This window comes from Anabaena lutea FACHB-196, from assembly GCF_014698305.1.
Lineage (GTDB): Bacteria > Cyanobacteriota > Cyanobacteriia > Cyanobacteriales > Nostocaceae > Anabaena > Anabaena lutea.
Map to the genome: position 1 here is coordinate 23820 of NZ_JACJST010000004.1, position 22451 is coordinate 46270.

A 22451-nucleotide genomic window follows, 5' to 3' on the forward strand; every position below is an offset into this window, starting at 1 on the left:
CATTTTTTAATGAGTAGATTTCTTTCTATTTTGAATAATTGCTCTTATAATAGTTTGACTAGAATTACTAGAAAAATTTTATTTTATTAAAGACATATCATTATACCATAAATTATGAAAGAATTAGACCAAATAAAAAATCTATATCCCCAAGATTTGGATTTGAAAAAAAACTGGTATTCTCCCGTAGCAGATGCTTACAACCAGGTAAGACCACGCTATCCCCAAGAAATCATTAATCGTACTGTAGAAGTAGCTAAACTTTCCCCGGAAAGTAAGATTCTGGAATTAGGATGTGGACCAGGAAATGCAACTGTATCTTATGCTCAATTGGGTTTTTCAATAGTTGGTTTAGAACCAAGTCAGGAAGCTTGTAAGTTTGCCAGAGAAAACTGTGCAGCATATCCAAATGTAGAGATTCAAAAAACGACTTTTGAAGAATGGAAATTAGAACCAGGGAAATTTAATGCTGTTTTAGCAGCGACATCTTTTCATTGGATGAACTCGGAAACAGCTTATGCAAAAGCCGCTGATGCTTTACAAGAGGATGGTTATTTGATTTTGTTATGGAACATGACACCTCAACCTGATTATGAGGTATACCAAAATTTGCATGAGGTTTATCAAATTTATGCTCCATATTCAGCACGATATGAAGATAGTACAACTCAAGAAAAGATAGTCAAATCTTTCGGACAGAAAGTCATAGATTCAGGTCGATTTGCAGATTTAATTTCCGATCAAGTTCTGTGTCAAGTAACTTATAGTGTTGATAATTATTTGCTGCTTTTAAGTACTCTTTCCCCGTATTTAAAGTTAGAAAAATCAATTCGGGATGCTTTATTTGCGGGTTTGCGGTCAAAGATTGAGAAGCATTATGGAGGAAGTATTGAGATTACATATATTTCGGCTTTTCAGGTGGCGAAGAAGGTTTAGGTGAGGTTTTTATCTCGCACCAGCAATTTTCATGTAAATGAATCACACAGCGAAAAATAAATCTAAAAAATGGTAATTTTAGTTATCCTAATTAACATCCTTATCTCCGTAATACTGTTATATATAGCAATAAAAATGTTGCAAATTAGACATAAATTGGCAATGGTAACTGATACCTTAACCGACTATGAACGCGCTACCCAGGCAACTTTACACATAGTACCAGAAAGTATATATACAGGACAACAGGAGATTTATAATCTGCGCCAAATAAATCAAAGACTAGAACTGCAAATTCAACAAGTGCAGCAAATTTTCAATCTCATTTTACTAGGAAGAAAAATTTGGCAGCAATCTTTTTGGAATATCGGGTCTTGCCAGAGGAGAAAACCCACCTAAAATGGGTGTAAAGAGAAAAATAATTAAGATGTCTAATAATCGTTCTGGAGTATTTATTGGCGGTTTGATGCTAGGAGCAACTATCGGTGCTTTAACCAGCTTGCTTGTTGCTCCACGCACAGGGCGCGAAACACGTAAACTTTTGAAAAAATCAGCTGATGCTTTACCAGAATTGGCAGAAGATATATCAACAAGTGTGCAAATCCAGGCAGATCGTCTTTCTGCCAGCGCCTTGCGAAACTGGGATGATACATTAGAGAGACTGCGGGATGCGATCGCTGCTGGCGTAGATGCTACACAGCGCGAAAACCAAGCCCTACAAAGGCAAAATCCCGCTGACGGGGAAAATAAAGATTCTCTCAACCAGCATCTAGAACCCTCGTAAATAGCATAACTGTGATTGATCCTTTGTTTTGGCTGGGACTTTCCCTCCTCTTAGTCGCTGCTAGTCTAACCGCTGTGTTAGTGGCGGCTATACCGGCTTTGCAGGAATTAGCACGCGCTGCTCGTAGTGCTGAAAAATTCTTTGATACTCTCTCACGGGAGTTACCACCTACTCTCAACGCCATCCGCAATACCAGTTTAGAAATAACAGACTTAACCGATGATGTCAGTGAAGGTGTCAAAAGTGCCAGTCAAGTCGTTCAACAAGTAGATCAAAGCTTAGATAGCGCCAAAAAACAAGCTCAGAATATTCAAGTTACTACACGTAGCGTCTTAGTTGGTGTAAAAGCTGCGTGGAAAACATTTACGCGCCAGAAACCAGTTAGACGAAGCGCTGAACGCTTGCCCATGAATGAGAAACCACCGCTCACATTGCCAGAGCGAGAAACACCGAGACAAGAAAATCGGCGCACACAACCAGAAACCTACCGTCTCAATCATGGTTATAGCGAAACTGCTCATTGGGAAAGCAATTTAGAGGACGAAGATTGAACTTGAAAGGGATTGGGGTAATAGGGGGAGACGGAGAAAATTAAAAACAGGACTTACGCACAAGTCACGAAAAAACTAACCACAGAGAAGCCAGTGCGTTGCTCTGGTCGAGAAATTTGTATCAACCGGCGCGACACTGAGGTCACTGAGAAATAGGAGTTTAAGAAGTTTTTTGCGTAAGTCCTCAAGAATTAGCAACTATAGCAGGTGACAGTTTGAAAAGTCTTTTGGTGTCTAGGTTTTATAATCAGTTGGTGTCCTAACCGCCCTGTCTGTTGCTATACCAATCACTCATAATTCATCACCAATTACACTTTGCCTAGATGTCTTAGATTAGAGTAAAGTAAAGAAGTGTAAAGAAGTATCACTTTTGCCGTACTTTTTTAACACAGCTTGTTTACTTCCACCCGTTAATATTTATATAAAAAAATTCCATGCAGCTTTGTTTTTGGCGACGAGTTTTAGTATCCATTGCAATCTTTTGCTTTTCTGGGTCAATTTGGGCAATGCAATCTCCATCAGCCCTAGCTTACGAAAATCCTGACCTACTACCTGCTATATTCACCCCAGTTGTAGATTTAGCTAAATCACTCCCTGACCCGCAAGAAGAAAAATTGGTCAGAGAATTAGAACAATTTGAAACTGATACTGGCTGGAAATTGCGAGTATTGACCCAGTATGACCGCACCCCAGGTAGAGCAGTCATCAAATATTGGGGTTTGGATGAAAAAAGTATTCTCTTAGTTGCCGACTCTCGTGGTGGTAATATCCTCAGTTTTAGTGTTGGTGATGCAGTTTATGAATTTTTACCCAGGACTTTCTGGATTGAACTGCAAACCCGTTTTGGCAACTTGTACTTTGTGCGCGAACAAGGGGAAGACCAAGCCATCCTGCAAGCCTTAGATTCAGTTAAAGGTTGTTTACTTAAGGGTGGTTGTAATGTTGTTCCTGGACTACCAAGGGAACAATGGATACTTACGCTCATTACCTCCGCTGTGGGTGGGGTTATTTGTGGCTTTGCGGCTCAACCTCGCAATGATAAACAAGTGTTTGCTTGGCAATGGGCGTTAATTTTTTCACCATTATGGGGAATTTTATTTATCGCCTTTGGTATTGGCCCAGTAGTTACTCGTACAAGTGATTGGTTGCCTCTAGTTCGCAACATCACCGCTTTTCTGATGGGTGTTTTGGTTGCCTATTTATCTCCTGTTTTCAGTCGTCCTTCTTCCAATGCTGAGTCTTAACTCAACTGATGATAAGCTGAAAGCTGATATGTGAGAAGCTTAACAGCAATGGAATGGCACGTAACTGATGCTCAAAGCTTGGCAATTATTGATAGTGAAATTGGCGATCATGTCTTTTCACCAGCGGAGTATGAGATAGTCCGGCGAGTAATATACGCCACATCTGATTTTGAGTACAAGTCGTTGATCCGGTTTTCGGAACACGCTTTACAATCAGGAGCAGCGGCACTAGCAGCACGCACCACTATTGTGGTAGATGTGCCAATGGTACAGGTTGGTATCGCTTACGACATTCAAAACACCTTTGCCAACCCGGTGTATTGCAGCATGGAAGCTCTAACACGTCCACAAAAAGAGCGAACTCGTGCTGCTTGGGGAATTGAAACTCTTGCCAAGCGGTATCCAGAGGGTATCTTTGTAGTCGGTCAAGCGCAAACTGCACTAACTGCACTTGTAGATTTAATTGAAACTGAAGAAATTCGACCGGCGTTGATAATTGCTACCCCAGTGGGATTTGTCAACGTAGATTCTGTTAAAGAACGTTTGCAAGAATCTTTAGTACCTTATATTACTATTGACAGTCGCAAGGGTAATGCAGTTGTGGCAGCGGCAATAGTCGATGGCTTGGTTGATTTAGCATGGCAAGCCTATGGCCAAGATCGAAATGGAGGGAGTTAACTTTTAATTTCTTCGTCGGCGACGGGGTTGATCTTGTCGGTCTTCACGTAAGCGGAGACTGACTTCATTGAAGAAATCCTGTCGAACTAATGGATAGTCGCTTATCCATAAGTTTCGACTGGGAATGTAGATATTGCTAAATTCTTCAATGCGACTTAAATCTGAGCTATTTGACATTACTATCATTTCTGCGATTTGACCACGAGCGATCGCTTTGTGTGCAGGACGCAATGGTGCTTCAAATTCAACAATAAATCCCGTATCATCGCCCAATTCTAAGTTAATTCGTTTTTCGCGGTTTTCAATAATTACCAACTCGCCTTTGTTGTTGACGGTTTCTTGTTTACCAATCAACCTATCTGTAATCCACCAATCCATAACTCTTCCACGAAAAAAGCCGCTGTACTTGAAACGGCGGCATTTTGCATTACGGATACTCGCTTGAAAGACTGGATACCATAGCCAAAAAAAAGCGCCAAATACCCCGAATACCAAAATCAACCCAAAATCCAGCCTGAAAAGGGTTTGAATCAGTAAAATTACAACTACAGTAACTACAGAAATTAACAGCCGCTGCAATACATTGCTTAACTTTCCCCAATAGTATTTGTACTGAGAACCAGTGGCAATGAAGGGGATGATTTGTTCAAATTTTTGGCGCGTCAGGGGAACAAGCATGAGTAGTGAGTGCTGAGTGATGAGTAGTGAGTGCTGAGTGATGAGTAGTGAGTGCTGAGTGCTGAGTACTGAGTGATGAGTACCGAGTGCTGAGTGATGAGTAGTGAGTGCTGAGTGCTGAGTGATGAGTCAACTTCTTTGTTCTTTATTTCTCCTGACTCCTGACTCCTGACTCCTGACTCCTGACTCCTTCTTTAAAGTATTTTTTCTAATCCATATACTAACGACTTTAGCTGATTTACTTTGCGAATTGCTAGTAAGACTCCGGGCATATAGCAGGAGCGATCGCTTGTATCATGGCGTAAGGTATAAATTTGCCCTGCTGCGCCAAAAATCACTTCCTGATGGGCAATTAGTCCCGGCAAGCGGACACTATGAATTCTAATTCCTTCATCTGCTAAACTGCCTCTAGCTCCTGGTAGTTTTTCTGTTTCTTCTACTTGAGGCGGATTAAAGGTTTTACCTAATTCTGCTAGGAGTTGGGCTGTTTGAATAGCTGTCCCGCTAGGAGCATCAGCTTTTTGGTTATGATGAAGTTCGATAATTTCTACATGATCAAAATATTTAGAAGCGTTTATAGCTGCTTGTTGCAGCAATACCATTCCAATAGAGAAATTAGGAATCAGCAAACAACCTGTACTAGCTTTTTCAGCAAAGTCTGTCAAATCTTGAATTTGTTCGGGACTTAAACCTGTGGTTCCGACAACTGGACGAATTCCGTAAGCGATCGCACTCCGCACATTATCATAAACTGCATCAGGATGGGTAAAGTCTACCATTACCCCTGGAGCCATCTGTCTTTCACCCGCCACATAGCCTAACATTGGCTCTAATTGATTGGTAATAGGAACTTCTAAAGGTTCGCTTAAACCTGCCAGTTCCCCTGCATCTTTGTCTTGATGTTCCGGTGAGGTATCGAGAGCGCCCATTAAAATCATATCCGGTGCTTGAGCAACTGCTTTGATGACTTCACGTCCCATTTTGCCAGCTGCACCATTGACAATGACAGGAATAGTAGATTGATTAGTCATATTTCCTTAAAATGCGTTTTCAGTCAACAAACGCATTGTAGAAGAATTTGGCTAGTGACTCAAACCTTTAAAGGGTAGGCTGTAGGAGAAAAAATAATTTTCTTCACTACACCCTACCCTTTATCCACAAATTATCCTACTGGGTAAATCTTGATTGGTTAGATAATGGCGCGCTTACCTATGACCTAATTATCTAGATTATTCACCCTCCAAAGCGTTAATTCTCGGATTTTTAGAGATATTTTGTTGTTCTTCCACAAACTCTTCAACCGCATAGACATCAGGCCAAACAGTAGCGCCGTGTTCGTAAGCATCAATACCGATTTTATCAGCTTCAGAATCAACACGCAGTCTACCAATAGCTTTGAGTCCACCAAACATTAAAAAGGCAAACGCTACAGTAAAAGCAGTGATAGCAACTAAACCCAAAATCTGCACACCCAACAAATCAAAGCCACCACCTAAAAATAGTCCAGCTTTTTTGTTCAGGGTCAATTCTGCTTGACCAAATAAGCCAACGGCTAAAGTACCCATCATGCCATTGATACCATGAACTGCAAAGGCACTTACAGGGTCATCAATATGCATTGCTTCAATGAAATCAATGCCCAAAACTACTAAAATTCCCCCGGTTAAACCAATCAAAACCGCAGCCCAAGGTGCCACAAAAGCGCAACCCGCCGTAATTCCTACAAGTCCTGCTAAAGAACCGTTGAGACAATAAACTAAATCCCATTTACCAGAACGGAAATATTGAAAAAGCATTCCCGCTAAAGCGCCAGCACCAGCGCCAAGGGTAGTATTGAGTGTGACTAAACCAATTAAGCCAGGATTAGAAGTACCTAAAGTTGAACCTGGGTTGAACCCGTACCAGCCAAACCATAAAATCATGGTTCCCAAGGTTGCTAAACCTAAGTTATGTGCCGGTGGTAGTGTTCCCCAAGGAGTACGTCCAGGACGGGAACCGAGTAAATAAGCACCAACTATAGCTGTCCAACCACCAACGGTGTGAACTACAGCACTACCGGCAAAGTCATGGAAACTCATTTTCGCTAACCAGCCGTTGGCGTTCCACACCCAGTGGACAATAAGTGGATAGCTGAATGCACCCATGATGGCGCTGTAAATTAAGTCAGCAACAAAGTCAGTTCTTCCCGCCATTGCACCTGTAGTAATTGTACTGGCTGTGGCTGCAAAGGCAAATTGGAAGAAGAACAAGGTGTAAGCATTGAGGTTGGAAGCTATACCCGGTACACCACCACTAGGAAAGGCTCCATCAATGGGTAACTGACTGAGGAAAAAGGTATCTGTGCCAATGAAACCACCCGCGCTTGTACCGAAAGCAATACCAAAGCCAATACCCCACCACACCAAAATGGTGACAGCAGCATCAACAAAGTTTTCTAATAAAGCGTTTACTACTCCTCTTTGTCGCAGCAAACCTGCTTCTAACATGGAAAAGCCTGTTTGCATGAAGAAGACTAAAAACCCTGTTAGTAATACCCAGGTGGTATCAATAGAAATTTGTAATTGTTTTGTTGTGCTGTCTAAAGATTGGAGTGTTGGCGGATCTGCTGCTTGTACAACTGTAGGAGCAAAAATTGCAAACACCATTGAGCCTATAGCTAGTGCTAGTAGGCGATACAAGGGTTTAATATTTTTATTCATTGCTTTTTTTCCTGCTAGAAAAGCTCTATTTGATCTTGTTTAGAATCTTTCTGAAATCAAGTAGTTTAATTAGGGTCACTAAACAAGATTTTTGCCAATAAATCTGGAAAAAATATTTGATTTAGGGCAAATTTAACCGAAACTAAATACAGGAATAATTAAGTTATTTCCTGCTGCAAGGTGTTGAAATTACTACCACAATAAGTTGGACTGATTTTGCATTTAATAAAGTTTAAAATTCTGTATCAGAGACTACAATTTTTAGTATTTGATCTCAATAATCTTTTCAGCGGTAAAGACTCAGGGGGGTGTATCCTTTACTATATCGGGATTTTCCGTTATCAAAGTTGCATAATCAAAACTTTATAAAAAGTATATGGAAATATAATGAATTATGACTTTTTATATAAAAAATCACAATTTATCATGACAATTTTTGCTGGGGTTAATTGTCGTAATTAAAACATCTGTTGTAAATATTGCTTGTAGCCTAATGCTTCTAATTTGCTTTGCTTGTCCATCACCATATCACATAAGCTTTGTCGATATTCTTGGACTTTTTGCAGTAATTCGGGTTGGTGAGTAGCGAGAATTTGTATTGCTAGAAGTCCAGCATTTTTAGCATTACCAATGGCTACCGTCGCTACAGGTATTCCCGCTGGCATTTGCACAATAGAATATAAAGAGTCTACACCTTGTAAGTTACGGGTAGATACGGGGACACCAATTACAGGAAGTGGGGTTAAAGATGCTACCATGCCAGGAAGATGCGCTGCGCCTCCTGCACCAGCAATAATTACTTTGATACCGCGTTGATGTGCTGTTTGGGCATATTCCACCATCCGTTCTGGAGTACGATGGGCAGAGACGATCGCAACTTCGCATTCAATACCGAATTCTTCACAAACGGCGATCGCATCTTTCATTGTGGGCAAATCTGAATCACTGCCCATGATAATACCAATTTGAAGACTCATATGATTTTAGATTCTAGATTTTGGATTAATTACCGATGCTTCCATCTACAATCAATTCAGATTTAGCTTTTTCTGGCTAGGGTAATGACCAAAGCAACACCAAATCCCATCCTATCAAACGTAGATATTATCAATGCAAGAGTACCCGGTTATCAAGATTTGCAGATGATCTGGGTAAATGAAAACGGTATAGTTGAGCAAATTTTGCCTATGGGAACAGTCTGCAAACGCTTTCCAGCAAAAGATTTACAAATTTTGGATGTTGCTGGTGATTGGATTTCCTTAGGTGGCGTAGATTTGCAAATTAACGGTGGGCTAGGTTTAGCTTTTCCTGATTTAACAGCAGAAAATGCCCCAATGCTGGAAAATATCTCTCAATACTTGTGGAATGTCGGTGTTGATGGATATTTACCAACCCTGGTAACAACGTCTATAGAAAATATACAGCGATCGCTTGCCGTTATCTCTAATTTTTCTCCCATCTCTGTCAACTCAGCCCAAATCCTGGGAGTGCATCTAGAAGGCCCCTTTTTAAACTACTACAAACGTGGCGCACATCCAGCAGAATACCTTCAACCCCTAACCATTGATAAAGTCAAGCGACTGATTGGAGATTATGCTTCCATTATCAAAATCATCACCTTAGCACCAGAATTAGATACCACAGGTGAAGTTATTCCATATTTGCGTTCTTTAGGAATCATCGTCAGTTTAGGACATTCTCAAGCAACCGCAGTGGAAGCACAAAGCGCCTTTGAGATGGGTGCAACGATGATAACTCACGCCTTCAACGCCATGCCACCATTACATCACCGCGAACCAGGATTATTAGGTGCAGCCATGAACAATCCCGAAGTGATGTGTAGTTTTATAGCCGATGGACAGCACGTTGTCCCGATCATGTTAGAAATTCTCCTCCGTGCTAGTAAAGGGCTATTTCTTGTCAGTGATGCCCTTGCACCATTAGGATTAATAGATGGTGTGTATCCTTGGGATAGTCGGCAAATTGAAATTATTAACGGTACAGCCAGATTAGCCGATGGTACTTTATCAGGAACGACTTTGCCTTTATTGGTAGGAGTGCAGAACTTGGTAAAGTGGGGAATATGCGACGCAGAAAAAGCCATTTATCTAGCTACAGACGCGCCCAGAAAGGCTATTAATTTACCAACACTTACCCCCAATCAACCTGCCAATTTCTTACGCTGGCATAAGGACGAAACCGCAGGAGAACTTTCTTGGAAACGGCTGACAGGTGATAGGTAGAAGAGGTGACAGACTTGAAAGTCTGTTTCTGTCTAATTACTTATCAAAAAAATCTCCGCGTCTCCGTGTCTCCCTATCTCCGCGTCTCTACATTCTATTGCCCATGCCCTAAAAACTGACAACTGACCGCGAACAAATGATAATTTTAAAAATTGTGAACCGTTAAATAGAGATGTTATGAACGTAGCCGACGATAAAACAATTGTACGCGAGTACTTCAATTCTACAGGTTTTGACCGTTGGCAACGCATCTACGGTGATGGTGAAGTCAACAAAGTCCAACTAGACATTCGCACTGGACACCAACAAACCGTGGATACAGTCATCGGCTGGTTGGAAGCAGACAAAAATTTAGCAGAATTGTCAATCTGCGATGCTGGTTGTGGTGTAGGTAGTCTGAGTATTCCTTTAGCTATAGATGGCGCTAAAGTTTACGCCAGCGATATTTCCGCCAAAATGGTTTCAGAAGCCCAAGATAGGGCTGTACAAGCTTTATCTAATACTGTAAATCCCACCTTTGCTGTTCAGGATTTGGAATCTTTAACTGGTAGTTATCACACTGTCATTTGCTTAGATGTTCTGATCCATTACCCTCAAGAAAAAGCAGATGAAATGATTTCTCACCTCTGTTCTTTAGCACAATCACGAATCATTCTAAGTTTTGCACCTAAAACCTTCTTTTTGACTATTCTCAAGAAGATCGGTAGTTTCTTTCCAGGCCCCAGTAAAGCCACTCGCGCTTATTTACACCGGGAAGTTGATGTAGTGAAAATTCTGGAAAAAAATGGATTTACAGTCCAAAGACAAGCAATGACTCGGACTCGCTTCTACTTTTCTAGGTTGTTAGAAGCTACAAGATAATAAGTAAAAATCGCAGCAGAAACACAGTATTGATTTTGCTGCGGTTTACATCTGAAATATTTTTTTTCAGCTTTGATTCTGAGAAGTATTTTGTTTAACATCTTTCTTAAATGGCAGTCAAAAAAGTAATTAACTTTCCGGCAAAATTAATATTTGCTTCTCCTTGGTTCATTATATTTATCTTTTCGGTTATCGGTCTTATAGGCATCCTCAACCATTCAATGTGGAGAGATGAACTCAATCCTTGGTTGATTGTCAGAGATAGTAAATCTTGGCAAGATTTAATTGAGAATATTCGTTATGAAGCTCATCCTGTGCTGTGGTATTTCTCTTTGGCATTGCTGAGGAATATTGCTGATACACCTATAATCATGCAACTATTTCATTTATCTCTGGCAATTTCTTCTGTGACTATTTTTTGGTTATATAGTCCTTTTAATTATAGACAAAAGTTCCTTTTTACATTTACCTATCTCCCTTTTTATGAATTTCTCTTGATTTCTCGAAATTATGCTTTTGGAATGTTGTTTATTTTTGCTTTTTGCGCTGCTTTTCCATCTAGGAAAAAAACTTATATTACTTTAGCAATTTTATTAGGATTAATGGCAAATACTAATGCCTATGCCCTCTTGATATCATTTGCTTTCTTATTAACTTTAATATTTGAATTTTGTTTTGATATTGAACATCGTCAACAGTATCTTCAACAAAATAAAAAAGCTGACTTATTTATAAGTATTGCGATCATTATCGCTTGTTATCTCTTGGCAATAAATATTATTACTCCTCCTGCGGATAGTTATCTTCATGGAGGATTAAATACTGGCTGGTCTATGACACTAGATTTGCGCCATTTATTGAAAAGTATAGGTAGATTATTTGGCGGTTATTTTTTAATAATACCAGCATCTAAACGCTGGCTAGATTTAATCGTCTGTGCAGTAATCGCCCTATTCATGGTGATGTTAACTTTAATTAAATTATCTAAAAAACCCTTTGCTCTCTTTTTTTACATCATTGGAACTTTAGAAATATTTACATTTGCCTACTTGAGATTTTCAGGTTCAGGCCCTAGACATTTTGGGCATTTTTATTTAATTCTTTTGGCTGCGTTATGGCTGGGAAGTTATTATCAAGAATCTAATCTTTTTACCACCAAATTTATTATCCCACCAAAATCACTTAAATTCGTTCATAAATGGCACTATATAATGTTTATGGCGACTTTATATATGCAACTTTTTGGAGGTATTTACGGATTTTCTAGAGATATGATTATACCTTTTTCTGCGAGTCGGGCAACAACACAGTATATCCAGAATTCTCAGCTAGATAATGAATTTATTGTTGCTAGTCGAGATGCAAATATGGCTGCACTCTCAGGTTATCTTAACCGTAAATTCTATTATCCTGAACGGCAAGATATGGGAAGTTTTACCCTGTTTAAAACAGGACGTAAAGAGGTTGAACAATCAGAAATACTAGAACAAATGAGTTCTCTTTTAAATTTGCCAAAATACAAAAATAAAATTCTGCTTATTTTACATAAAAAACTGCAATTCAATCAAACTGATTTGAAGATTGATCCTATCAAGAGTTTTGAGAAATCATGGATAGATACTGAACGATATTATCTCTATTGGGTGAGTCAAAAAAATAAGAATTTAGAATAATGGATAAATTCTTTTACTTAATGTATTTATTTTTTCGATTTTAGCAAATTCTTGAATATCACATCTCATCTTTATGCATATGCAAAAGCGATGCCTGCGGCGAGCGTAGCTATCGCACTATAGGTATAAAATAAAAATTAAAAAGCCCCCCTTGTTAAGGGGGGTTGGGGGGATCAAAATGTATTTACCATACAACAAAAACCTTGTAACAAGAGCCAAAGAATTAAGGAAGAATATGACTTTAGCCGAGAAAAAACTTTGGTATGAATACTTACGTAATTTCAAATATAGAGTTCATCGTCAACGCCCTATTGATAACTTTATTGTTGATTTTTACTGTCCTCAATTAAAGTTAGTCATTGAGATAGATGGTGATAGTCACTACACAGAGAATGCTCAAGAATATGATCGCCAAAGAACCGAAATATTACAAGGTTACGGTTTAAAAGTAATTAGGTTTCATAATCATGATGTTTTGGATAATTTAGCTGGTATTGTGACTATTATTGAAGGATATGATCCCCCCTAGCCCCCCTTAATAAGGGGGGAAAAAGAAATAAGAAAGTCACCCCTTTTAAGTGGAAAATAAATCCATCAAAGTCCCTCTTTTTAAGGGGGATTTAGGGGGATCTACAACTGTTGTACACCACACGAAAAACTTTATGGCTACGCCACACAAGCTATCAGACATCCTCTAAACGTCTTTGATTTAATTGCCAATTACAGCACTTCCCGGTGTAGTGAGGTACATTTGATTTTAAGATTGAAAGTATAGGTAAACAACCAGGATATTAGACTGCACCTCATAACTTCGGAAACCGCTGTAATTACACACATTTTTTTTAGTGCTTAATAACTGCTCCCATAGTCATAAATGTTTCACAGGATACAATATGAGAGACTCATGACGGATTTGTGGAAATATGACTGGAAGCAGGACACAAGTGGAGTTAAAATCGCAAGCAAAGTCTAACTCTGAAGCAAAACTATGAAAACGGCTGAAAAATTGGCTGCTGGTTGGTTGCTTACACTCGGATTCATGTTTCTAACGATATCAGTCTCAGCAGTAAGTACAAAAAATACCACACTCAAGCCTATCTTAGCAGGGATAGAGAATGAAGCATTGGCAAAAGATGTTATCAATAAAGATGCTATCTATCAACTTGATAATACGGCTATGCAAGGTATCATCTTTGGTGTTCCTACCGCCATATTGGGGGTATGGTTAGCCTTGGGATTATACAAGCAAAACCGACAAGAGAAAAAAGCGATTAATCAACAGACTAATGAACATTTGCGATGCCAAGAGCAAGCGCAGCTATCGCAATTTTATCAAATGTTACAAGAAAATCAGGGAAAGATTACTCTGTTAAGCTTTGCAATGCAGTCGCAATTACCAGCAACTGAAGCCAGAAAATATTTAGATGAAAAAGCTAAAGAGTTCAATGCGAATTTTCAAGTAACCGAAGAAGGAGCCGTATCATATCATTTTGATGTTTAGTCTCACTCCACTAATTTACGACTAAGTCTGATGACGCAGATTTTTTTGACTGTAGCTGCCATTTTCGGCGGTTTGTCTGTTGCAGGTGGTGCTTTTGGCGCTCATGCTTTGCGGGAAAAAATAAGTGAGCGATCTTTGGAAATTTTCGACACTGGCGCTCGCTACCAAATGTACCACGCTCTAGCACTTTTATTAGTCGCTATCCTCATGAGTCGTCTCGAATCACCCCCAGCTACCCTTGTAGTCAGTGGTTGGTTATTTATTGTTGGTGTGGTCATATTTTCTGGTAGCTTGTATGCTATCAGCTTAACTGGTATAAAGTCCTTGGGAGCTATAGCCCCATTAGGAGGAATAGCATTGATGACTGGTTGGGGTGCTTTAGCTCTTACTGCTGCAAATATTAAGTTTTGATATCTAGAAACTTTCAGCTATCAGCAGTTAGCAGGAAAAGTTTCTTGTCAAATTAAATTCCCGAATCCTTAGAGGATGTTTTAAAAGTTGTGGCTGAGGTATTCAAGACTTTATATCCTCCTTTGTAAAGGGTTAGAGTGAATCGCAATACAACTCTAGACTTTACAAACATCCTCTAACAAATGGGGGATATTCACATTTATTAATAATACTAACTTTGAGCCTGACAATATATTTTTTGTGGCGGTTAATCAAAATATTTAAACAAAATAGAATATAAACATATTCATATTCACCCTTGAATTTATTTCAATAAACCTCCATGTCACCAGCACCAGAAATCGCCGTTGAGTTTCAGGATGTCAGCTTCCATATTAATCGCCGTTCCCTATTATCTCACTTAAATCTTACTATTTATCAAGGGGAAGCCATTGCTTTACTAGGACGCAGTGGTAGCGGTAAAACCACAACTTTAAAATTAATTAATCGCCTACTGATTCCCACCCAAGGAAAAGTTTTTGTTAGTGATAGCTACGGCGAGCAAAGTTATCGTTCTACAATTAAATGGGATGCCATTAAACTGCGGCGGCGTATTGGTTACGTCATCCAAGAAACTGGCTTGTTTCCCCATTTTACCATTGGAGAAAATGTCGGGCTTGTACCCTCTTTAGAAAAATGGACACAACAACGAATTTATGCACGAGTCTATGAAATGTTAAACTTAGTTGGTCTAGATCCGGAAAAATTCGCTCAACGCTATCCCTATCAGCTATCTGGTGGTCAACGTCAGCGAGTCGGGGTGGCGAGGGCTTTAGCAGCCGACCCACCGATATTATTAATGGATGAGCCTTTTGGCGCACTCGACCCGATAACTCGTCTAGAATTACAACAACAATTTCACCACTTGCAAAAGCAGCTAGGAAAAACCGTTATTTTTGTCACCCACGACATTCAAGAAGCTTTTTTTCTAGCAGATCGAATTGGATTAATGTGTGAAGGAAATTTAGTTTTCCTAGGAAATAGAACAGAATTTCTCCAATCTCAACATCCAGAGGCACAAGCTTTTATTGCTTGTTTAAATGCTGGGAATAATTGGGAAATAAATTAATAAAAGGAGCTACCTTTGTTTTTAATTCAATATGCTCCAGAAATTATCCTCCGCACTGGAGAACATTTAATATTAGTGGTTGTTGCGATGTCAGTGGCTATCTCTATTGGCATTCCTATCGGCATTTTCATCACTCGTCAACCAAAACTAGCTCCATCTATTCTCGGTTTAGCTAACGCTATTCAAACCATTCCTAGTTTAGCTATTTTTGGCTTCCTGATTTCTGTACCGTTTTTAGGAGGAATTGGCAAAATACCTGCCATTGTTGCCTTGACTCTCTACGCTTTGCTTCCTATTATTCGCAATACTTATATTGGCATTAATAGCGTTGATTCAGCTATTCGAGAATCAGGAAAAGGGATGGGGATGACAGATTTGCAACTCCTATTTCAGGTAGAAATTCCTCTGGCTTTAGGTGTAATTTTAGCTGGAGTTAGAGTAGCAACTGTTATTTCTGTAGGTATTGCTACCATTGCAGCGGCTATTGGTGGTGGTGGGTTAGGAGTATTTATTTTTCGCGGGATTTCTACAGTTAACAATCAATTAATTCTTGCAGGTGCAATACCCGCTGCTGTCATTGCATTAGGCGCAGATTTAGCCTTGGGATGGTTAGAAAAAGAACTGACACAGCAACAGAAGAAAAAATGGAAATTTAATCGTAATTTTGCTGTTTTGTTGGGCATATTAACATTACTAATTATGGGATTAATTGCCTTTGCACATCAACAGATACCACCAACAATTGTGATTGGCTCAAAGAATTTTACTGAACAAGTTATTTTAGGAGAATTACTAGCTCAACAAATAGAATCCCATAGTAAATTAAAAGTTGATAGAAGCTTCAATTTGGGTGGAACTTTTATCTGTCATGAAGCTGTGAAAGCTGGTAAAATTGCTGGCTATGTTGAATATACTGGAACTTCATTTACTGCTGTTTTGAAACAAAAACCTATCACTAATCCTCAAGTTGTTTATCAGAAAGTCAAGCAAGATTACAAGGATAAATTTCAGTTAGAAGTTATGTCACCTTTGGGATTTAACAATACATTTGCGATGATTATCCGAGGTGAAGATGCAAAACGTTTGCAGATTAAAACTCTTTCTGAAGCAGCTAAATATACTCCCCAATTAAAAGCAGGATTTGGATATGAATTTCTCGCACGAGAAGATGGCTATCCAGGTTTAGCCAAGACTTACGGACTGAAGTTTGCCCAACCTCCTCAAGAAATGGATTTAGGATTGATGTATCAAGCTTTAGCAGAAAAGAAAGTAGATTTAATAGCAGCGAATTCTACAGATGGCTTAATTCCTGTTTTAAATTTAGTTGTTTTGGAAGATGATAAAAAATATTTCCCTCCTTATGAAGCTGTTCCTATTTTTAATCAAGCGACATTGACAAAATATCCAGAGTTACGGGAAGCTATCAATCAATTGGCTGGACTAATTTCCGATGAAGAAATGCAAAAAATGAATTATCAAGTGGATAATCAATCTCAACCAGTTGAAGTGGTCGTTCGTGGGTTTCTTCAAACTAAATCTAAACTCTAAATTTAGATATCAAATTTCGCAAGTTCTATTTACCACCATTTTGTCCCTGGTTCACCTTTAAATGGCCCAACAATATCAGAAGTAATCCATCCCCCATAAAAATCACCTGCTTGAGCTTTAACTAACTCATCATTGACATAGCAAGCATCCATTAAACTGGCATAGAAACTATAGTATTCTTGAATAGATTCAAAATTAGGACTAGGCTGAATATATCGCCAAGCAGCATTATTTACATATTTATCACCCACAGAAATATCATAATATTGACACCAACCTTTCCATTCACACCAAGTTTTTCTAGGTGTTGCTATCAAATGTTCAATTTTAATATCTTCAGCGGGAATATAATAACCAGGAGGATGACTAGTTTCTAAAACTCTTTTTCCGCGATTTGTTTCTGCTAAAACAATACCATTAAAAATGATTTTTAGATGTTTGTCTGTATCTTGTAAAATTGCTGGACGGGGGTAGTCCCAAACAGATTCTTGTCCTGGTTGTGGGGGGAAGGGTTGTGGTTTCATGGTTATTTAATTAATTATTATGACCATTAAATTATATCATTTATTAACTGACGCTGTAGACTGAGAATCATCAAAATGACTATTTATCTTAGATTCAATCAAACTCATAGGAAACATAATTCCTGGTTTTTTAGTAATAGGATTGATGGTTTTAAATACTCTATCCCAAAAACCTTGAATACCATAATTTCGGTTAAAACCAGTGTGATGAAGATCATGGAAATCTGAGGGAATAAAAAATATTGATAAGGAACTATGGCCTTCTAAATTATAAATATTACCTATCAAAGTCCATGCACAAAGTTGAGTTATATCATATCCAAAGATAAAGATAGGTAAAACATCTGTGATGGTAACAACAATATATTCCAAAAGGCTTTTATGTCCAGCTACAAAACTTGATGTATCTTGAAATTCATGATGTTTAAGATGAATTTTGAGCAATGATTTTGTATGAAATAATCTATGGACTACATAAAAGCAGAAATCAGCAGCAACTATTCTCATCAAAAACCATCCTAAATTTAGAAGTAAACTATTACCTCTATGAACTTCTGGAGCTAAATATAGTATGATTAATGTTGATATAAAAGCTTTTATTTCTCCTGTAATAATACCTTTTATAGTGAAAGTAGGAAACTCTTGCTTTTTTACTTTCTTAACTCTTATTGTTAGTTTATCTCTTAAAACATCGTTGCTTTTGATAAATTTTTCAATGAAAATACCAATAACATAAAATGATATAGAACCAATTAGCCAGTATAATACTACCTGGGTGATAAAATTAAGTTTTATATTATTGAACAGAAAATAAAATACTTGCTGAACAATTGTACAACTAATAGCAATCTTGAGATAAAATTCTAACTCAAAACAGCAATTAAATAACCTTTGCATCTTTTTAAACCCTAATTTATTTAGGTTAATTAATATTTGATTAGTTTTCTTAAAATGTACGTAATTAAAAATTCAAGTAGCTGATGATCAATCTCATCTCAATTATATTATTATCTTCTGAATTTGTAATCATCAAAAATCCCAGATTAAGAGAATTTCTTCCAGTTAAAATGTAAGGAGTTATCTTAATTGGGTACTTAAATAATATCATTGTTTGTCACCTTGATAGATATCCCAAAAACAAAACTTATACTAACTAATTTACTCAAATTTTTTAGAGATGAGAATTTGACAGAAAAAGAGTTTGCAAAATTAATTTTCCTTATTTTCATTATTACCAGCAGGAAGTAGAATACCTTTCAGCAACAAATTATCCATAAACATCTTCCGCAAAAAACGCTGAATATGAAGATGTTTTCCCGGTTTTACCTTGGTTAAGGTTCGCAACACAAAGTGAGATTCACTTACACTTTCTACACCTTCTACAAAAGTTGGTTCAAGGACATCTAACTCATTTTCTTTTAACTGAATTCCTATTTCCTGAATTACTTCATATATATGTGATAAATTAGAATTATAAGGTACATTAACTTCCACTACTGCAAATATATACTGTTTGGAGTAATTGGTAATTGAGCCAATATCCCCATTACGAATAATATGTAATTGACCATTGGGATGTCTGATGCGAGTGGTTCTCAGTTCTATCGCCTCAACAGTACCTTCTACTGTTTTCTCTTCGGCTTTCCCCGCCTCAATATAGTCACCTACCAAATAGTAATTTTCAAAGAGAATAAAGAAGCCACAAACTATATCGTTAATTAGTGTTTGTGCGCCTAACCCCACAGCGATACCAACAATTCCAGCACCAGCCAGAATAGGAGTAGGATTAATATCAAGGATGTAGAGAATGGAAATCGCAACGCTGAAATAGATTAAATATTGCAACAAACTACGAAACAAAGGAATCAGAGTTAAGCGTCTGCTTTTTTGAATATCAGTTAAATTATGGTCTTTTAACAACACCTCTTCTAGTAATAAGTAAATCACCTCAAACATCACACGACTTATGAAAATGATAGCAATAATTTTGATGATTTTTAAACCAAAAGTGGCCAGTTTAGCTATTAACTGCACCTGCTGAATTACCAATGTGACAGTGCAGACGTAAATCACAAATTCTAAACACCGTTTTAAAAAGGGAATCAGGTGTTGGAGACGATCATAAAATCTTAATAGATTTTCAGGACTGGAGTATCTGACGCTCAGAACATCTAGAATATCAACAATTGCTGCAACTGCTTTGAGAATTAGTAATCCCACACCAATGATCAGATAGATTCGTAGTGCGATATATAGATATTCGGAAACTACTATGGGTAATTTGAGAAATTGGGTACAAGTAATCAGCACCCATAACCAGATTCCACCTCTAATTCTTTGATTGAGTGCGGTAAAAAAAGCGTCAATACTTTCATCATCAGTGGTATTTTTGTCTAAGTTCTTAGTACGATTACTAGCTATCTTCAACCAAGATTTTATAACTTTTAGAGCGAATATTGCTGCAATTACAACACCACAACTTTTAGAAATACCAATTCCTAATGCCATCCAAAATCCTGATGGAATCCGGCGAATTAAGTCTATTGTATATTGTTGCAGGTCTTCACCCCGATAGATTAGATAACCATTAGCACCGACAATCAAAAGGCACGATACTATGCAACCAAGTAATAACAAACCAGTAATATTGCGGCGCAGGATTTTAATTTTTATATCGTCACACTTCAATATTGATAATCTAATTAACAACTTGAATAACTTACCTAAAAGCCATCTTAATTTTAGAAAAACAATTATTAAAATGCCGACTTCAGCTAAAATAATTAATAGGTTCATAATTCGGTAATTTCGCATTTTCATGATACCCAAATCCTCAAAGAATTCGGGTATATCTATTCTAAACTTTCTTAATTGTTGCTGTTTGTCATCTGTTTATATTTTTCTGGTTCTGTTCTCAGATCTACATACAAGAAATCAATGCCCTCTTTTTCCAAGAGTTCTAGTATTGCTAGATTTAAATTCTTTTCTGCATCAAAATAAAGATTGTCATCATTGACAAAAGCCATAATTTCAATGACGCGGGCATTCTGTTCGATTTTTTTGAAGCGCACTGTACAAGCTGGAGAAAAGCCAGGAATGTGTTTTGGTAATTCTTGAATGTTATCGCAAATTCTGGCAGTTTGTTGTGCGGAAATTCCATCAATGCTGAGAATTAAATTCAGTCCCCATTTTAAATCTTTACCAGGATTTTGTGACCAATTTTCTACAATTCCAGAAATCATGCGAGAGTTGGGCATTTTCAGAATAGAACCCCATTTAGCTAAATGCAGGGTTGTAGTTCTAAAGCCAATATTTTGGATTTGCACAAAACCATCTACTCCTGATATTCCTACCCAGTCACCTTCTTTATAGAGATTATCAGAGTAAATAATTATTGTACAAAACCAGTCATAAACAATATCCTTAAACAGTAAACCTAAAGTTATTCCAGCACCACCTAATAAACCAACAAGCGCAGCGGCTGATTGTCCTAAAAATATCTCACTCACCTTAATTGTGATGACTATAATTGCTGCCGATTGAAATATTTTTGGCATCAATGGCCTCAACAATTCATCAAGCTCAGTGTCAGTGTGCAGCACCATGTTAGCAATTATCTGTCCCAAGATTGAAGAGGCTCGATAAACAACATAAGCTACTATGAAAACAACTATTAAGTTGAGAATTCTAGTAATTGTTTCGCTTAATTGCAGTCCAATATTTTCTGCGATAATCTCTTTGACTAACCACAGTCCACCAATGAGTATCATCCAGCTTAAGGATGGTTTGATAATTGTGATCAACTCATCGTCGAGTTTAGTTTCAGTTTTGCTAGTGAAGCCCTCGATGCTTTTGATGATTCCGGCAACAAAAAACCGTCTTAAAGCCTGTGTTAGTGTCAGGATGAGGATGACAACAAGGATTTTGGCGATGGGGATACCGGAGTAATTGATATTTTTCAGTGCGTTCCAAACTGCTTCCATAATTGTTAAGCTGTATTTGAGTTTTTGAGTTAATTGGAAAAGTTATTGAGCTTGGTAAAGAATTAACCCAAACCACTTTTGGGAATCAGTCCAAGTTTTCACAGTTTTAAGTCCTTTGGTTGCAAGTTGTTTTTGCATAGTTGCTAAATCAAACTTGCGAGAAATTTCAGTAAGAATGCTTTCCCCAGCTTGAAACGAAATCTTTAAATTGAGGATATCTAAGGACACCCAATGATCTTTTTGGCAATGGAGATACATTTCTATTTGAGAGGATGTTTGATTATAAATTGCTTGATGAGTGAATAAATTTAGGTCAAAATTTCCTTGGAAACGCCAATTTAAATGGGAGAGCATATTCAAATTAAAAGCAGCCGTTACGTCTTGGCTATCGTTATAAGCTGCTTCTAAAATGTTTGGTGGTTTTTGTAAATCAATACCCAGTAAAAAGTAATCTCTTGGTTTTAAAGTTCGAGCTATTTTGCTCAAAAAACTATCACATTCCTGTGGGGTAAAATTCCCTAGAGAACTTCCTAAGAAAAACAGCAACCGTGATTGTAAAGAATTTGATTCTAGATGAGATAAAGCTTGTTCATAAGTTCCTAATAATCCATGAATAGAAAAATCAGGATATTTTTTTTGTAGTTCTATGACGCTGGTTTTAAGGATTCCCCCACTCACATCGATTGGTAGATATCTACAAGAATCGGCAATTTTTTGATAAGCATCTAATAAAAGACGAGTTTTAGTAGAACTACCACTACCTAATTCTATTAATTCACAACAGCTTGTGATTTGAGCAATTTCATCAGCATATTGACTCAAAATCCATGCTTCGGTGCGGGTTGGGTAATATTCAGGTAACTCACAGATTTTTTCAAATAGTTGAGAACCATGATCATCATAAAAATACTTGGGAGGTAAAGTTTTTGGAGTTTGGGTTAATCCTTGAATGACATCTTCACCATCATTCTTTAAATCTTGATAATGATCATCAAGAACTGTTAAGGTTTCGGTTAACATTTTTTAATT

23 protein-coding genes are annotated in these 22451 nt (G+C 37.7%); 14 read left to right on the forward strand and 9 right to left on the reverse strand.

Annotated elements, in window-relative coordinates; translation table 11 throughout:
* The first annotated feature begins 114 nt into the window (after positions 1 to 114).
* The 6 genes from H6G59_RS05840 to H6G59_RS05865 all read left to right on the forward strand — a co-directional run bounded on the left by H6G59_RS05840 (position 115) and on the right by H6G59_RS05865 (position 4193).
* Entirely contained in the window at positions 115 to 936 is an 822-nt protein-coding gene (locus H6G59_RS05840) for a class I SAM-dependent methyltransferase (protein ID WP_190712361.1), read from the forward strand.
* 135 nt (positions 937 to 1071) lie between these two features.
* On the forward strand, positions 1072 to 1335 hold the full coding sequence (locus H6G59_RS05845) for a hypothetical protein (protein WP_242038800.1): 264 nt from the start codon (positions 1072 to 1074) through the stop codon (positions 1333 to 1335).
* 28 nt (positions 1336 to 1363) lie between these two features.
* Positions 1364 to 1720, forward strand: a complete 357-nt coding sequence (locus H6G59_RS05850; RefSeq protein WP_190712365.1) for a YtxH domain-containing protein — start codon at positions 1364 to 1366, stop codon at positions 1718 to 1720.
* A gap of 11 nt (positions 1721 to 1731) precedes the next feature.
* The gene (locus H6G59_RS05855) at positions 1732 to 2271 is read left to right on the forward strand and encodes a DUF948 domain-containing protein (RefSeq protein ID WP_190712367.1); all 540 of its coding nucleotides are present in this window, start codon (positions 1732 to 1734) and stop codon (positions 2269 to 2271) included.
* Positions 2272 to 2705: 434 nt separating this feature from the next.
* Positions 2706 to 3515: a TPM domain-containing protein gene (locus tag H6G59_RS05860; RefSeq protein WP_190712369.1), complete on the forward strand. Its 810-nt coding sequence runs from the start codon at positions 2706 to 2708 to the stop codon at positions 3513 to 3515.
* A 48-nt stretch (positions 3516 to 3563) separates the two neighbouring features.
* Complete coding sequence (locus tag H6G59_RS05865) at positions 3564 to 4193, forward strand: precorrin-8X methylmutase (RefSeq protein ID WP_127052182.1); 630 nt, start codon at positions 3564 to 3566, stop codon at positions 4191 to 4193.
* A 3-nt stretch (positions 4194 to 4196) separates the two neighbouring features.
* Here H6G59_RS05865 and H6G59_RS05870 read toward each other — a convergent pair whose 3' ends face one another.
* From H6G59_RS05870 to purE, 4 genes are all read right to left on the reverse strand, one after another.
* Positions 4197 to 4871, reverse strand: coding sequence for a phosphate ABC transporter permease (locus H6G59_RS05870; RefSeq protein ID WP_190712371.1), 675 nt, complete (start codon positions 4869 to 4871; stop codon positions 4197 to 4199).
* A 194-nt stretch (positions 4872 to 5065) separates the two neighbouring features.
* A complete protein-coding gene (dapB, locus tag H6G59_RS05875) occupies positions 5066 to 5902 on the reverse strand; it encodes a 4-hydroxy-tetrahydrodipicolinate reductase (RefSeq protein WP_190712372.1) in 837 nt (278 codons plus the stop codon).
* A gap of 198 nt (positions 5903 to 6100) precedes the next feature.
* Entirely contained in the window at positions 6101 to 7570 is a 1470-nt protein-coding gene (locus H6G59_RS05880; RefSeq protein WP_190712375.1) for an ammonium transporter, read from the reverse strand.
* 458 nt (positions 7571 to 8028) lie between these two features.
* Positions 8029 to 8547: a 5-(carboxyamino)imidazole ribonucleotide mutase gene (purE, locus tag H6G59_RS05885; protein ID WP_190712377.1), complete on the reverse strand. Its 519-nt coding sequence runs from the start codon at positions 8545 to 8547 to the stop codon at positions 8029 to 8031.
* Positions 8548 to 8631: 84 nt separating this feature from the next.
* On the opposite strand from purE, the gene nagA reads away from it, so the two are divergent.
* The 8 genes from nagA to H6G59_RS05925 all read left to right on the forward strand — a co-directional run bounded on the left by nagA (position 8632) and on the right by H6G59_RS05925 (position 16915).
* Entirely contained in the window at positions 8632 to 9813 is a 1182-nt protein-coding gene (nagA, locus tag H6G59_RS05890; RefSeq protein ID WP_190712380.1) for an N-acetylglucosamine-6-phosphate deacetylase, read from the forward strand.
* 177 nt (positions 9814 to 9990) lie between these two features.
* Entirely contained in the window at positions 9991 to 10674 is a 684-nt protein-coding gene (bchM, locus tag H6G59_RS05895; RefSeq protein ID WP_127052173.1) for a magnesium protoporphyrin IX methyltransferase, read from the forward strand.
* A 110-nt stretch (positions 10675 to 10784) separates the two neighbouring features.
* Complete coding sequence (locus H6G59_RS05900) at positions 10785 to 12347, forward strand: hypothetical protein (protein ID WP_190712382.1); 1563 nt, start codon at positions 10785 to 10787, stop codon at positions 12345 to 12347.
* 235 nt (positions 12348 to 12582) lie between these two features.
* The gene (locus tag H6G59_RS05905) at positions 12583 to 12876 is read left to right on the forward strand and encodes an endonuclease domain-containing protein (protein ID WP_422601920.1); all 294 of its coding nucleotides are present in this window, start codon (positions 12583 to 12585) and stop codon (positions 12874 to 12876) included.
* A gap of 459 nt (positions 12877 to 13335) precedes the next feature.
* Entirely contained in the window at positions 13336 to 13848 is a 513-nt protein-coding gene (locus H6G59_RS05910; RefSeq protein WP_190712386.1) for a hypothetical protein, read from the forward strand.
* 30 nt (positions 13849 to 13878) lie between these two features.
* Positions 13879 to 14259, forward strand: coding sequence for a DUF423 domain-containing protein (locus H6G59_RS05915; protein WP_190712389.1), 381 nt, complete (start codon positions 13879 to 13881; stop codon positions 14257 to 14259).
* Between the two features lie 322 nt (positions 14260 to 14581).
* Positions 14582 to 15367: an ATP-binding cassette domain-containing protein gene (locus H6G59_RS05920; protein ID WP_190712391.1), complete on the forward strand. Its 786-nt coding sequence runs from the start codon at positions 14582 to 14584 to the stop codon at positions 15365 to 15367.
* 15 nt (positions 15368 to 15382) lie between these two features.
* A complete protein-coding gene (locus H6G59_RS05925; RefSeq protein ID WP_190712393.1) occupies positions 15383 to 16915 on the forward strand; it encodes a glycine betaine ABC transporter substrate-binding protein in 1533 nt (510 codons plus the stop codon).
* 29 nt (positions 16916 to 16944) lie between these two features.
* Here H6G59_RS05925 and H6G59_RS05930 read toward each other — a convergent pair whose 3' ends face one another.
* The 5 genes from H6G59_RS05930 to egtD all read right to left on the reverse strand — a co-directional run bounded on the left by H6G59_RS05930 (position 16945) and on the right by egtD (position 22442).
* On the reverse strand, positions 16945 to 17439 hold the full coding sequence (locus H6G59_RS05930) for a DUF427 domain-containing protein (protein WP_190712395.1): 495 nt from the start codon (positions 17437 to 17439) through the stop codon (positions 16945 to 16947).
* 36 nt (positions 17440 to 17475) lie between these two features.
* Positions 17476 to 18336 carry a sterol desaturase family protein gene (locus tag H6G59_RS05935; RefSeq protein WP_190712397.1) on the reverse strand — a complete coding sequence of 287 codons (861 nt, stop codon included), beginning with the start codon at positions 18334 to 18336 and terminating at the stop codon, positions 17476 to 17478.
* A gap of 312 nt (positions 18337 to 18648) precedes the next feature.
* Positions 18649 to 20235: a mechanosensitive ion channel family protein gene (locus H6G59_RS05940; protein WP_190712398.1), complete on the reverse strand. Its 1587-nt coding sequence runs from the start codon at positions 20233 to 20235 to the stop codon at positions 18649 to 18651.
* A gap of 71 nt (positions 20236 to 20306) precedes the next feature.
* Positions 20307 to 21422 (reverse strand): mechanosensitive ion channel family protein, encoded by a 1116-nt coding sequence (locus H6G59_RS05945; protein ID WP_190712400.1) that lies wholly within the window; start codon positions 21420 to 21422, stop codon positions 20307 to 20309.
* Positions 21423 to 21464: 42 nt separating this feature from the next.
* On the reverse strand, positions 21465 to 22442 hold the full coding sequence (gene egtD / locus H6G59_RS05950) for an L-histidine N(alpha)-methyltransferase (protein WP_190712402.1): 978 nt from the start codon (positions 22440 to 22442) through the stop codon (positions 21465 to 21467).
* Positions 22443 to 22451: the final 9 nt, after the last annotated feature.